Source organism: Neptuniibacter sp. 2_MG-2023, assembly GCF_030547495.1.
GTDB lineage: Bacteria > Pseudomonadota > Gammaproteobacteria > Pseudomonadales > Balneatricaceae > Neptuniibacter.
In genome coordinates, this window is the sequence record NZ_JAUOQC010000012.1 from 60,530 (window position 1) to 73,607 (window position 13,078).

Sequence of the window (13,078 nt, forward strand, 5' to 3'; positions counted from 1 at the left end):
ACATTAGACTCTAGTATAGTGCTACTAAGTGTACGAATTAAGTATTTCTCGATACTAAGTATAAAAAGAGCTTTAATAAACGAGCAGATAACCTTACTGGCCATAAATTTATGTCTCATATTTTATCGACAACTTGGCGTCGTTACCGATTACTATTCGTGACCTTTCTGGTTTCTACTTTTGTCGTTGTTGTTGTGCAAACAACGTTAATCAGTCGTACTCAGGGGCTGGATGAACTGCAGCATCGTTCTAGTGCCGATTTAAATCGTTATATCCTGAGCCTTCAGCAAAAACTGGATCGCTATAAAGACCTACCTAAACTTTTATCATCTCATTCTACTTTGACCGATGCGCTTCAGTGGCCGGATAATTTATCGACACAGCGGGCTAATATCTATCTGGAACAGGTTAATCAATCGATCAATGCTGCAGATGTGTATTTGATGAATAACCTCGGGATGACTATTGCTGCAAGCAATTGGGCGAATGAGCGCTCTTTTGTAGGGAAGAACTATGCGTTTAGGCCCTACTTTAAAGATGCGATGGAAGGAAAGGCTGGGCGTTATTTTGCGTTAGGTTCTGTTTCGAAAAAAAGAGGTTATTACTTCTCTTTTCCCGCTTATAGACATAACCAAATTATAGGTGTCGTTGTTGTCAAAATTGATTTAAACGAGATTGAGTCCGATTGGACGGATCCTGATTTAGATATCTTAGTGACGGATGAAGATGGGGTGATTTTTATATCAACTCAGGCCGACTGGAAGTTTCGAACTCTTAAACCTTTATCTCAACAAGCGATTCAGCGAATAGCCGAAAGTTTAAGGTACGGAGATCATCAATTAACAGCCCTAGATATTATTGAGAAAAAAGAGCGCGAAGAGGGCGGTACACTCGTCACACTGGTGGATGGGGATAGGATCAATAACGAAGCCTTAGACGGGGTTAAAGCGAAAGAATTTCTTCTACAAAGTCGAGACTTAGAAGATAGCGGTCTTACGGTTGTTGTCTTAGCGAGTACAAAATCTGTCAAAGTTAAAATGTTTTATACCGCTTTGACTATAGGGTTTATCTTTATCGCATTAGTTTTGTTGATCATGGTATTACTGACTCGGCAGCGTATTACCCGGGAGCGGGCACGTTTTAAATTACTTGAAACAAAAGCACTCGAGGAGAATGAAGCGAGAGTTAGGGCAATAATTGATAATACCCAAGCAGGTTTGATTACCTTAGATGCTCAAGGGCGGATTGAAAGCATGAACTCTATGGGTGAGAAGCTATTTGGATATGATGAGGTCAATGTTAGATCTGCATATATCAGTAAACTCTTAGCCCAAGAAGATAGAGCGATCTGCTGGCGACATCTGACCGCATCAGATGAGGACCGCCAAGATGAGTTATTCACCGAGGCGCGGGGTTTACGTAAAAACGGTTCGGTCTTTCCAATTGAATTAATTATTGGGCATATGGACTATGGTGCGATTAAACGGTTTATTGTCACGATCCACGATATTACGCAACGTAAGCAGTATGAAGAGGAGCTAAAGCATGCGCGAGAGCTTCTTGAACACCGCGTTGAAGAGCGAACGGCTGATCTAACCGATGCGAATAGAAAGCTGTTGGAAGAGGTTGAAAAGCATCAGAATACACAAGATGAGTTGATTCAGACGGCAAAGCTGGCGGTATTAGGGCAGATGTCAGCAGGTATTAACCATGAGCTTAACCAACCGCTAACGGCTATTCGTACTTATGCTGATAATGCGCAGGCTTTTCTTAAGCTCGGGCGTATGGATACGGCTGAAAAGAATTTGAATGAGATAAGTAAATTAACGGAAAGGATGGCTAAAATTATCCATCCATTGAAAGAGTTCTCACGAAAAACGTCAGGAAATGCTGAACCTGTTTGTCTTAAAAACGTACATGATGGGGCGATGTCGATAATGTATGGCCGCCTTAATAAGGTTAAAGCCCAAGTTAACTGGCCACATGACTTAGATCATAGTTATGTAATGGGTGATACTGTGCGTTTAGAGCAAGTGCTAGTGAACCTGATCAGTAATGCACTTCAGGCGATGGAAAGCGAGCAAGCCCCCGTGGTTGATATCGAACTATATAACGAACCAAAGTGGACGGTTCTACTGGTGAGAGACCATGGACCAGGGGTTCCTGAAGATGATTTAAATCGAGTTTTTGAACCGTTTTATACAACAAAAAAAGCAGGGCAAGGTTTAGGTTTAGGACTATCAATCTCCTACCGAATTATTGAAAGTATGGGAGGGCAATTATCAGTAGAGAATCATCCCCAAGGTGGTGCTGTCTTTAAGATTTGTTTACCTATAGCTCAAGCACCTGATAATGTTATTTCTTAAAATAGATAGTTGGAATCTTATATGAGTGATCAGAGTCCCCTGCCCATTATTCTTGTTGATGATGAGAAGCATATCCGTTTGGCAGCGGGGCAGGCTTTAGAGCTTGGAGGGTATGACGTTACGACGCTAGAAACAGCCGAGCAAGCGTTGAGTATTATTACATCTGATTGGCCAGGGATTTTAATTACCGATATCAATCTACCCGGTATAGATGGTTTAGATTTGATGAAGCAAGTGGTGGCTTTAGATGCCACGCTGCCCGTTATTTTGATTACTGGGCATGGTGATATATCTATGGCCGTTAGTGCTATGCGCGATGGTGCTTATGACTTTATAGAAAAACCTTTTTCCTCTGAGCTGTTGCTTGATGTGGTGCGTCGAGCTATAGAAAAGCGCCATCTTATTATTGAAAACCGTCGTTTAAAGCAGGAACTCGAAGCGCAAAGTGTACCGGGTCCTCGGATTATTGGTAAAACAGGACCTATCGCCCAAGTACGAAACTTAGTGCATACCATCGCGGATACCCCTGCTGATATTTTGATTTTAGGTGAAACAGGTACAGGGAAAGATCTGCTCGCGCGCTATATCCATGAGCATAGCCATCGGAGTGATAAAAATTTTGTTGCGATTAACTGTGGAGCCGTCCCTGAAAACTTAATTGAGTCTGAGCTTTTTGGGCATGAGAAAGGGGCGTTTACCGATGCCAAGGCTCGACGGATCGGAAAATTTGAATATGCCAATGAAGGTACTCTATTTCTCGATGAGATAGAGAGCATGCCGATGACTTTGCAGATTAAGTTATTGAGGGTATTGGAAGATAGGTCGATAGAGCGCTTAGGCGCGAATGAGATTATCCCTCTGGATCTGCGTGTAATCGCGGCCACTAAAGTGGATTTAAAGGAAGCGGCGGAGCGAGGTGAATTTAGAGAGGATCTGTATTATCGCTTAAATGTAGTGCGGGTTGATATTCCAGCCTTACGTGAGCGTAGAGATGATGTTGGCATGTTATTTCAACACTTTGCCTTAATCGCATCTTCTCAATATGGCCGAGAGGTACCTTTATTATCCCCTGAACGGATGCATAGTTTAATGATGCATGATTGGCCCGGCAATGTGCGTGAGTTGCGTAATTTGGCTGAACGCTATGTATTACTGGGGGAGAGCTGTTCATTCGATTTTGAAAATAGGCCGATTACTGATGTTAACGCAAGCAACCATATGACCTTGCCTGATAAAGTAGATCAATTTGAACGTATGTTGATCCAAGCTGAGTTATCTCGTTGTGGAGGATCTATCAAAGAAACATTAATCAGTTTAGGCCTACCAAGAAAAACACTGTACGACAAAATGAAGAAATATGGCCTAGATAAGAAAGATTTTAAATAGCTCGAATAGGTGAAACTAAGTTGTTTGTACTGACTTAGATTGCTCTTATGAGATCCCATATACTAAAAAGCCCCTATAACATTTAGATTTAGGGGCTTTTTGGTTTGTAGGATTTTTAAAGTTTAAATTTTTGCACCATAGATTCGAGCTGCCCAGCTAAAGTATTCAGTTCATGGGCCACTTGATTTAGTTTTCCAGCACGGGATGAGGTTTGTGCAGCTGTTCGAGCAATCTCTTGGACGCTTGTATCTACGCTAGACGTCATCACTGTTTGCTCTTTTGCTGAAGATGAAACCATATGGTTCATATCGTTGATCCTACGTACCTCGTCAGAGATCTTTGTAAGAGCCACAGAGGTCTCTTGTACTTTTGTGACACCCGCCTCAGCGCTAATATGTGCTTGATCCATGACCGTTACTGCGTCTTTAGCATTTTCTTGCAGTTCTTCGATAATGGTATTGATCTCTTCCGTGGAGGAGCGCGTTTTACTGGCTAAAGTACGCACCTCATCTGCAACTACGGAGAAGCCACGACCTTGCTCACCAGCGCGTGCTGCTTCGATTGCGGCGTTAAGTGCGAGGAGGTTGGTTTGCTCTGCTATTTTTTGAATTACCTCAAGAACAGTGCCGACACTTTGGCTTTGTTGGTCAAGTTTATTGATAACTTCGAGAGCTCGATCAATATTATTTTTTAGCTGCTCGATAGCATTCAGTGCCTGCTCTGTGATGAGGGTGCCTTCTTGGCTTTGTTTTAATGCCATATCAGAAGCTGAAACTGTGTTGCTGGCATTCGTATCTACATTTTGGGTGGATATTTCCATCTGTTCCATTGCAACCGCAACCGCATCGGTTTGTACCTGTTGGCTATGAACAGCGCTATTCGCTAAGTCGGCAATATCATTAATCGAGGTGCTTGATGTACTTAGTTGGTGAACGGTGGAACTTACTTTGCTTAAACTGCCGTGGAAATCTTCCAGCATGACATTTAGAGAGTTAGACATCGTGCCTATCTCATCTTTGGAATTGACCTCGATTCTGAGCTTAAGGTTAGAATCTTTATGGATGGTATTAATAGTGTCACCCATTTTGCGTACAGGGCGGATAACCAGGTGACCCAAAAGTAAACTGATAAGGATGAGCCCGCCAATGAAGAGCACTAGTTCTGTGACGGCAACGCTAATTAGATTGCTACGAATGGTGTTGTCTAAATTTTCAAAAGAATAGGTTACGCGTACTGCACCTAAAACATTACCCTCTTCCGTTTGATGGCAGAGTAAGCAATTGGTCCCTTTGTAATCAGGTAGGGCTTTCATGGGAGTAATAATAGTGAGACGGTGTCCTTGCGTGTCATTGATCTCCTCAACTATATGTTCGCCACCCATTGCCCTACGATCAAGCTCATCTTCAATTTTTGAATCCGCAGTGCCTGGACCATAGACATTGGCGACTATATCTCCGCGAATAATTCGTGCTTCTAAAACATCGGGGTTGGCTAAAATCTTTTTTTGAAGTGTTTCACGATTCGACATTGCGCCGCTGAGCATCAGTATATTTATACTGTCAAAATAGGAATCTGCTGTATCGCTGGTGTTCTTTTTTACCACTTCTGAAACTAGTCCCGATTCACTTCTATAGATGGCGGTTAGGGAGCTGACTAAGATAATAAGAAAAACAGCCGCTAATGAGAGGTTTACTTTTGTTTGAATTGAAAGGCCATCTAGTTTCACACTCTAGCTCCTGTTTTTCATAGGTTCAGGGATCATATTAGCTGCATATTTATACTAAGGTGAAGTGATATTTTCGTATACCGCTTATAGCTCAATAAGATAGATGCAGATCAAACAACTATAGGAAAAGGTTTTGCGCCCACCATTGTTTCACAAAAAGGGTCAGTATCCGCCTTAAAATTTGTTTGAATGTGTGATTATCCGCCACTTTTGGCGTAAGAGTAGCGCTTTCGGTAAACCGTAGATTATCTATTTATATTAGTAACTATGGGTTCTCCAGCTTAGAGATATGCTTTTTTACCTGAGTTGGCCTTCTTTTTGCTGTATTGGGTGTATAGATTCAGACAAGTCTGCGTAAAAAAAAGCGGAATAGCGCTGAATTTAAAAACAAAAACGATAAATAAAAGTCCCATAACAGGAGATTTCACATGCGTTTACTGACTGCTGCAGTCACTACCCTAGCTTTAACTTTTGGAGCGCAAGCGGTTTCCGCTGCTCCAGTAGAGATTAAGTTCTCACACGTAGTTGCTGAAAACACACCTAAAGGCCAGATGGCAATTAAGTTTAAAGAACTTATTGATGAGCGTCTTGCTGGTAAGGTTGAAGTAAAAGTATTCCCTAACTCTCAGCTTTTTGGTGATAACAAAGTACTTGAAGCTATGTTGTTAGGTGATGTGCAGATGGCTGCGCCTTCACTATCTAAATTCCAGAAGTACACTAAAACGCTTCAGATTTTTGACCTTCCGTTCCTATTTAAAGATATGGCAGCGGTAGAGAAATTTCAGAACGGTCCAGAAGGCCAGAAATTATTGAACGCTTTGCAGAAGAAGGGCCTTGTCGGTCTTGGTTATCTGCATAATGGTATGAAACAGCTTTCTTCAAGCAACCCGTTACAAGTACCAGGTGATGCGTCAGGTAAAAAGTTCCGCATCATGACATCTGATGTACTTCAGGCGCAGTTTGAAGCGGTTGATGCCGTACCATTGAAAAAACCATTCTCCGAAGTATTCACATTACTTCAGACTAAAGCGATTGATGGCCAAGAAAATACATGGTCTAACATCTACTCGAAAAATTCTTCGAAGTACAGCCGTACATCACAGAATCGAACCACGGTGTTCTTGATTACTTAGTGGTAACTTCTGCTGAATTTTGGATGGGCTTGGATAGCAATCTGAAAGTTGAAGTTAAGAAAGCGCTAGATGAAGCAATTCTGCATGGTAATACTATTGCTGCTCAGAAAGCGGATTCTGATAAGCAGAAGATTATTGATTCTAAACGCTCTGAAGTGCTAACACTTTCTGACGCTGAACGCGCTCAGTGGGTTGAAGCGATGAAGCCAGTTTGGAAAAAGTTTGAAGATCAGATCGGTGCCGATCTAATCAAAGCTGCCGAAGCGTCTAACAACTAATATAAGTTGGGACTCTCACCGGGTAGGAACCTCGCTCCTTCTACCCGGTATCTATCTCTCCCACATTCAGAGGAGAGCTTCAGACAGACCAATATTATTTATTGGAGTTGTCCTGTGAATGTTGTTTCACCTAACTATTCTAATCGAACGACGTGAGTCGCTACGGGGGCCATTATGGTACGTAATCTCGTAACTAAGCTGGAAGAGGGCTTTTTATCTGCGCTTCTAGTTTCAATGACCTTGCTTGTTTTTGCTGAAGTAATTGCTCGCTTTGGTTTTAATGCAGGCATCCACTGGGCGCAGGAAGTAACGCTTCTTCTTGCGGCTTGGTTTGTCCTTTTTGGTGCCTCTTATGGCGTTAAAGTAGGTGCTCACATCGGTGTTGATGTGTTCGTAAAACTATTACCTCAAAATACACACCGTTTTATTACGTTAGTGGCCGTAGCATTATGCTTGGTTTATTGCGGGCTGTTTCTCTACGGTTCTTGGATCTACCTAAGCAAGATGAAAATGATCGGAATTGAGTTGGAGGATCTACCTATACCTAAGTGGATTCCTATGAGTATTCTTGTCATTGGTTTTGTTTTGCTAATTATTCGTTTCTTGCAGTTAGGCTGGAAGGTTGTGACTAATCAAGCGGATGGTTTTCATTTTGCTGATGAAGCGGAAGAGTCTATGGAGATCGCTAAAGAGCTAAAAGAGACAGCGCTTGGTGATGAGCCGCCCCAGAAAGTATCTAAAGAGGGGGATAAATAATGACTATTGCCGTGTTATTTATCATGCTTTTTGGCTGCATGTTGATCGGTATGCCGATCGCTATTGCTCTAGGTTTATCTTCTGTAACAACGATTCTGTTGTTTTCAAATGATTCCCTTGCTTCAATCTCGTTGAAGCTATTTGAAGCGACATCAGAACACTATACATTACTCGCTATACCTTTCTTTATTTTGTCCTCATCCTTCCTATCAACGGGTGGTGTTGCTAAACGATTGATTAACTTTGCAGTTGATACTGTTGGTCATATTCGAGGCGGCTTAGCGATGGCATCGGTTATGGCTTGTATGCTGTTTGCAGCCGTATCAGGTTCATCGCCTGCCACTGTGGCGGCTATAGGTACTATCTGTATCGCAGGCATGGTGCGTTCCGGCTATCCAAAAGCATTTGCTGCGGGCGTTATTGCCAATGCGGGTACTTTAGGTATTTTGATACCGCCTTCGATTGTGATGCTGGTTTATGCTGCAGCTACAGAAGTATCTGCATCGCGCATGTTTATGGCGGGCTTTCTTCCAGGTTTGATGATGGGTCTTATTTTGATGATCGCTATCTATATTGTAGCGAGAGTTAAAGGGTTGCCTTCTCAGCCTTTCCCTGGTTTTAAAGCGCTGGCTAAATCGGGTTTGATTGCTTTAGGCGGCTTAATGCTGATTATCATCGTATTAGGTTCTATATACGGTGGTGTGGCATCGCCAACTGAAGCTGCGGCTGTTGCGGCGGTTTATGGCTATTTTATTGCTGTGATGGGGTACCGAGATATAGGTCCTATGAAAGGCATTCCTTGGCTGAAGTCGGGAGAGAATATCATTGCTGCAGCGGTACGTAACTCTGTGCAGATGATTATTGCCATTCCTAAGTCCATCAGTGATCCAGAAGTGCGTAAAGTGCTGCTGGATGCGTCTAAAGTGTCAATGATGCTGCTATTTATCATTGCCAACGCAATGCTGTTTGCTCATGTACTGACGACAGAACGTATTCCTCATACTATTGCTGAGCAAATTATTGCTTGGGGCTTACCTGCTTGGGGCTTCCTCATCGTAGTCAATATCTTGTTATTGATTGCCGGTAACTTTATGGAGCCTTCAGCAATCTTGTTGATTATGGCGCCTATCTTGTTCCCGATTGCTATGAAGCTGGGTATCGATCCTATCCATTTAGGCATCATTATGGTGGTGAATATGGAGATAGGGATGCTGACCCCGCCGGTGGGGCTCAATCTCTTTGTCACAGCCGGGATAACCGGGGAAAACATGATATGGGTTATCAAGGCGTGCCTACCTTGGTTGTGTTTGCTCTTAGGTTTCTTGATGCTGATTACTTATGTTCCTCAGATATCATTATTCCTGCCAGAATATATCGACCAATTAAATGGTTATTAATTAATCTCGTCCCTGGGAGGTTTCCCTTAAAACTTCCCATTTCTAATCTGTTGATTAGTGCATTTAACCACCGCTTGCGGTGGTTTTTTTTGTTTAGTGCTACTTTGTTATTTAGCACTATTGGGCAGTTCGTGTTGCAACAGGTATAATCCGCCGTTCAAACTATTTACGGCAGAAAAGAGATACTAGGGTGTTAGGTTATTTAGCAGCGCTGTGGGGTATTACCGGCATCAGTTTATTGTTAGGCAGTGCGATTTATCGGTTAAGTTCGATAGGTTGGCAAACCTTTGCATATGAGCTGAATTGGTATCATTGGTTGGCGATGGCCGTTTGTATTGCTTTTATGGGGTTTGCTGAAGGTTATCGTGGATTCCAAAAAGCTTGGGCTCCGCGGGTGGCTGCACGTATTTTATACCTTTCTCAGAACGTCTCTCCCTTGAGAGTGTTCTTAGCACCGTTGTTTTGTATGGGCTTTTTCTCCATTGTGCGTAAAAGGATGATAGTGACCTATTGCTTGACGTTAGGGATTGTCGGGATGGTTCTTCTTGTTCATCAGCTTGAGCAGCCTTGGCGAGGGATTATCGATTTAGGCGTTGTTACCGGTTTAGTTTGGGGCGTGACATCGTTATTTCTGTTTACCTTACAAGCTTTTTTTGGGCAGAGTTTTGAGCACTCGCCTGAGATGCCTTAACGGCAAACATGATTCCTGAATCTGATGAGTTTTCCTTAACGTTCAGGGTTTTTTCTGCTCAGCGTTCAGTTTTCCAGTTTTTGCATCACCGCTTAGTTGATGCTCACGGCGCACAGTTAGCCGATCTGTTTAGTTCTCATCGTATTCTTATTGATAATCAACCGGCTTCTTTAAATCAAGCTTTAGATGCTGGGCAAAAGGTGACCGTTTTCCTGCCAGAGCATCAGGAGGAGGTTGTCGATACTCGCTGGAAACTACTATGGGAAAATACAGAGCTACTTGCTCTTTATAAGCCTCACCTTTTACCTGTAAGTCGTACCACGCGCAATCTTTACCACACACTTATCTCTTTGGCTCGGCGTGAAACAGTCTACGATCAGTGCCAATTACTACATCGCTTGGATACGGAAACAGCGGGGGTGATTCTGCTTGCTAAAGATCGGGCTGCTGATCGAAAGTGGAAGCCTAAACTTAATCAGTTGATGATAAAAAAAATTTATCATGCGTGGGTAAGTGGTGAACCAAGCTGGGATGTTCATCGGTTTGAGTGTGAGTTATCAGAAAAAGAGGGTAGCTTAATTCGTAGTCAGGTATACGTTGTTGAACCAGATAGTGCTGATCTTTTTAAAAAGCCTAAATACAGTAAGACAATATTTACAGTGTTGCAGCGTAAAGCAGGCTATACGCTGATTGAGTGTGAATTATGTACTGGGCGTAAACATCAAATTAGAGCTCAATTAGCCTACTTAGGTCATCCCATTTTGGGTGATAAAATATATGCTCATCAAGGGCGGTATTATCTTCAGCGATTAACAGAGGGGCTTTCAGCATTGGATTATCAATGTCTAAGCAGTCCCTATCAGCGATTAGAAGCGGTTAAGGTTGTTCTGTCACTACCAGACGAAAAGGTGGAAATTACTACAGATGCCTATTCGCACCTGTAGTTAATTCTCCTGATTTAGCCAAGGAATAGTTTGTAAGCAGTGTTGTCCGTTTCTTCCCAGTAGTTGTAACCGATTTTAGATAGGAATTTACCCACTTGGTCGCGTTCAGCGTTGGGGACTTGCATGCCAACTAATACGCGTCCGTAAGCTGCGCCATGGTTACGGTAATGGAACATGGAAATATTCCATTTACCACCTAGTTTGCTAAGGAAATTCATCAGTGCCCCAGGACGTTCCGGGAACTCAAATCGATAAATAACCTCGTCATTAAGGCTGTCAGGTGAGTGCCCTCCCACCATATAACGAACGTGGAGTTTGGCGATCTCATTATCTGTTAGGTCTTCAACTTCATAAGCTTGTTCACGGAGTTCAGTGAGGAGTTCAGTACGGTCATTGCTGTTGGGTGTTAGCTGCACTCCTGCGAAAACAATCGCATTGCTATCATCGCTATAGCGGTAGTTGAATTCGGTGATATTACGTTTACCTAAGGCTGAACAGAACTTTTTAAAACTTCCTGCTTGCTCAGGGATACGGGCGGCAATAATCGCCTCACGTTTTTCGCCCAGTTCAGAACGTTCTGCAATATGACGTAAACGATCAAAGTTAACATTCGCACCAGAATCTATAGCGATCAGTGTTTTATCTGAACATTTCTCTCGGTTAACATATTTCTTCATACCCGCGACACCTAAGGCGCCTGCCGGCTCGCAGATAGAGCGGGTGTCATCATAGATATCTTTAATCGCTGCGCAAATTTCATCGGTCGATACAGTGATTACTTCATCGACATACTTTTTGGCAACCTCAAAGGTATTTTCACCAATGATGGCAACAGCAACACCGTCAGCAAAAATGCCTACCTGATCCAGTGTAACGCGCTTACCGGCATCTAATGCAGCTTTTAGACAAGCGGAGTCTTCAGATTCGACGCCAATGATTTTTGTCTCTGGGCGAAGGTACTTAACGTAGGCAGCGATACCTGCGATTAAACCGCCCCCGCCTACAGGAACAAAGATCGCATCTATAGGGCCTGATTCTTGACGCAGAATCTCCATTGCCACGGTGCCTTGGCCCGCGATCACATCAGGGTCATCAAAAGGATGGACGTAGGTCATTCCCTTCTCTTTGACGAGTTTCTGGGCATAGCTGGCCGCATCGTCGTATGCATCTCCGTGCAGAACTACTTTGCCACCTAAGCGACGTACATTATTTACTTTTACGTCGGGTGTGGTTTTTGGCATGACGATGGTTGCTTTAACACCGAGGTATTTAGCTGACATTGCCAAGCCTTGCGCATGATTGCCCGCGGAGGCGGCAACAACACCGCATGCTTTTTGTTTCTCAGAGAGCTGAGCCATTTTGTTGTAAGCGCCACGAATCTTAAATGAGAAAACGGGTTGCTTATCTTCACGCTTAAGTAGAATTCGATTTTCCAGACGTTCAGAGAGCCCTTTGGCTTCATCCAATGGGGTTTCTATAGCTACATCGTAGACGCGGGCTTCTAAAATTTTCTTTATATAACGGTCTGGCATAGGGATAACTTCATCTGAAAAACCAAATAGGGTAGAAATGGTAAAGGCAAAGCGGTATTGCGTCTACACGATGGAGGCGATGCAGCGTATAATTTACGCAGAAATTAACATTTATTAGCAAATACGGGTGTTTTAACTGCCCGTTAAGCACAGGTGCCAATCATGACGCAGGATGAGATGAAAAAAGCAGTTGCCGATGCTGCTGTAGAATACATCAAACCTAAACTAAGCAAAGAGAGTATTGTTGGTGTAGGTACAGGCTCTACTGCAAATTTCTTTATTGATGCACTCGCTGAAATAAAGCATATGTTTGATGGCGCTGTTGCAAGCTCAGAAGCGACTGCTGAACGCCTAAAAGGACATGGTATTGAGGTGTTTGATCTTAATTCTGTTTCTGAAATGGACGTTTATGTTGATGGTGCGGATGAATTTGACTCCGGTTTAAACCTTGTTAAAGGTGGTGGTGGCGCATTAACTCGCGAGAAGATTGTTGCTGCTGTGGCGAAAGAGTTTGTTTGTATTGTGGATGGTACTAAGAAGGTGGGAGTGCTCGGTGCTTTTCCGTTGCCGGTAGAAGTTATCCCTATGGCGCGTTCTTATGTGGCACGTGAAATCGTGAAATTAGATGGTATGCCTGAGTGGCGGGAAGGTTTTGTTACTGATAACGGCAACTTGATTTTGGATGTCCATGATATGGAAATTATGCATGCCAAAGAACTAGAGACGCAGCTAAATAACATTGTTGGCGTAGTGACCAACGGGTTGTTTGCGAATCGTGGTGCTGATGTCGTCTTGATGGGCACAGAGACGGGTGTAGAGACAATTACTCTATAACTCGCTGGCACTCTTATATAGCTCAAAGCCTCGCA

General features: G+C 43.1%; 9 protein-coding genes and 1 pseudogene. 8 read left to right on the top strand and 2 right to left on the bottom strand.

The window, feature by feature from the left end; genetic code table 11:
- The first annotated feature begins 110 nt into the window (after window positions 1-110).
- Together Q4486_RS12060 and Q4486_RS12065 are read left to right on the top strand one after the other, a co-directional pair.
- The gene (locus Q4486_RS12060; protein ID WP_303519592.1) at window positions 111-2,366 is read left to right on the top strand and encodes an ATP-binding protein; all 2,256 of its coding nucleotides are present in this window, start codon (window positions 111-113) and stop codon (window positions 2,364-2,366) included.
- A 21-nt stretch (window positions 2,367-2,387) separates the two neighbouring features.
- Entirely contained in the window at window positions 2,388-3,752 is a 1,365-nt protein-coding gene (locus Q4486_RS12065; protein ID WP_303418183.1) for a sigma-54 dependent transcriptional regulator, read from the top strand.
- Between the two features lie 115 nt (window positions 3,753-3,867).
- Here the strand turns inward: Q4486_RS12065 and Q4486_RS12070 are convergent, their stop codons facing one another.
- Complete coding sequence (locus Q4486_RS12070; RefSeq protein WP_303519594.1) at window positions 3,868-5,478, bottom strand: methyl-accepting chemotaxis protein; 1,611 nt, start codon at window positions 5,476-5,478, stop codon at window positions 3,868-3,870.
- Between the two features lie 551 nt (window positions 5,479-6,029).
- On the opposite strand from Q4486_RS12070, the pseudogene Q4486_RS12075 reads away from it, so the two are divergent.
- The 5 genes and pseudogenes from Q4486_RS12075 (at window position 6,030) to Q4486_RS12095 (ending at window position 10,677) form a co-directional block, all read left to right on the top strand.
- Window positions 6,030-6,889 (top strand): annotated as a pseudogene (locus Q4486_RS12075) (DctP family TRAP transporter solute-binding subunit).
- Between the two features lie 174 nt (window positions 6,890-7,063).
- Window positions 7,064-7,645, top strand: coding sequence for a TRAP transporter small permease (locus tag Q4486_RS12080; protein ID WP_303519595.1), 582 nt, complete (start codon window positions 7,064-7,066; stop codon window positions 7,643-7,645).
- Window positions 7,645-9,042, top strand: coding sequence for a TRAP transporter large permease (locus Q4486_RS12085; RefSeq protein ID WP_303418176.1), 1,398 nt, complete (start codon window positions 7,645-7,647; stop codon window positions 9,040-9,042). Before Q4486_RS12080 ends, Q4486_RS12085 begins: the two co-directional genes overlap by 1 nt.
- Window positions 9,043-9,232: 190 nt before the next feature.
- A complete protein-coding gene (locus tag Q4486_RS12090; protein WP_303418174.1) occupies window positions 9,233-9,733 on the top strand; it encodes a hypothetical protein in 501 nt (166 codons plus the stop codon).
- 8 nt (window positions 9,734-9,741) lie between these two features.
- Window positions 9,742-10,677: an RluA family pseudouridine synthase gene (locus Q4486_RS12095; protein ID WP_303519597.1), complete on the top strand. Its 936-nt coding sequence runs from the start codon at window positions 9,742-9,744 to the stop codon at window positions 10,675-10,677.
- A gap of 14 nt (window positions 10,678-10,691) precedes the next feature.
- Here Q4486_RS12095 and ilvA read toward each other — a convergent pair whose 3' ends face one another.
- Window positions 10,692-12,209, bottom strand: coding sequence for a threonine ammonia-lyase, biosynthetic (ilvA, locus tag Q4486_RS12100; protein ID WP_303519599.1), 1,518 nt, complete (start codon window positions 12,207-12,209; stop codon window positions 10,692-10,694).
- Window positions 12,210-12,371: 162 nt separating this feature from the next.
- Here ilvA and rpiA point away from each other — a divergent pair, with 162 nt between their 5' ends.
- Window positions 12,372-13,043 carry a ribose-5-phosphate isomerase RpiA gene (gene rpiA, locus Q4486_RS12105; RefSeq protein WP_067863047.1) on the top strand — a complete coding sequence of 224 codons (672 nt, stop codon included), beginning with the start codon at window positions 12,372-12,374 and terminating at the stop codon, window positions 13,041-13,043.
- The last annotated feature ends 35 nt before the right edge of the window (window positions 13,044-13,078 follow it).

Excerpts from the sequence above, each read along its gene's own strand:
- Q4486_RS12060 (WP_303519592.1), top strand. The coding sequence starts at position 111 with ATGTCTCATATTTTATCGACAACTTGGCGTCGTTACCGATTACTATTC.
- Q4486_RS12065 (WP_303418183.1), top strand. The coding sequence starts at position 2,388 with ATGAGTGATCAGAGTCCCCTGCCCATTATTCTTGTTGATGATGAGAAG.
- Q4486_RS12080 (WP_303519595.1), top strand. The coding sequence starts at position 7,064 with ATGGTACGTAATCTCGTAACTAAGCTGGAAGAGGGCTTTTTATCTGCG.
- Q4486_RS12085 (WP_303418176.1), top strand. The coding sequence starts at position 7,645 with ATGACTATTGCCGTGTTATTTATCATGCTTTTTGGCTGCATGTTGATC.
- Q4486_RS12095 (WP_303519597.1), top strand. The coding sequence starts at position 9,742 with ATGATTCCTGAATCTGATGAGTTTTCCTTAACGTTCAGGGTTTTTTCT.
- ilvA (WP_303519599.1), bottom strand. The coding sequence starts at position 12,209 with ATGCCAGACCGTTATATAAAGAAAATTTTAGAAGCCCGCGTCTACGAT.
- rpiA (WP_067863047.1), top strand. The coding sequence starts at position 12,372 with ATGACGCAGGATGAGATGAAAAAAGCAGTTGCCGATGCTGCTGTAGAA.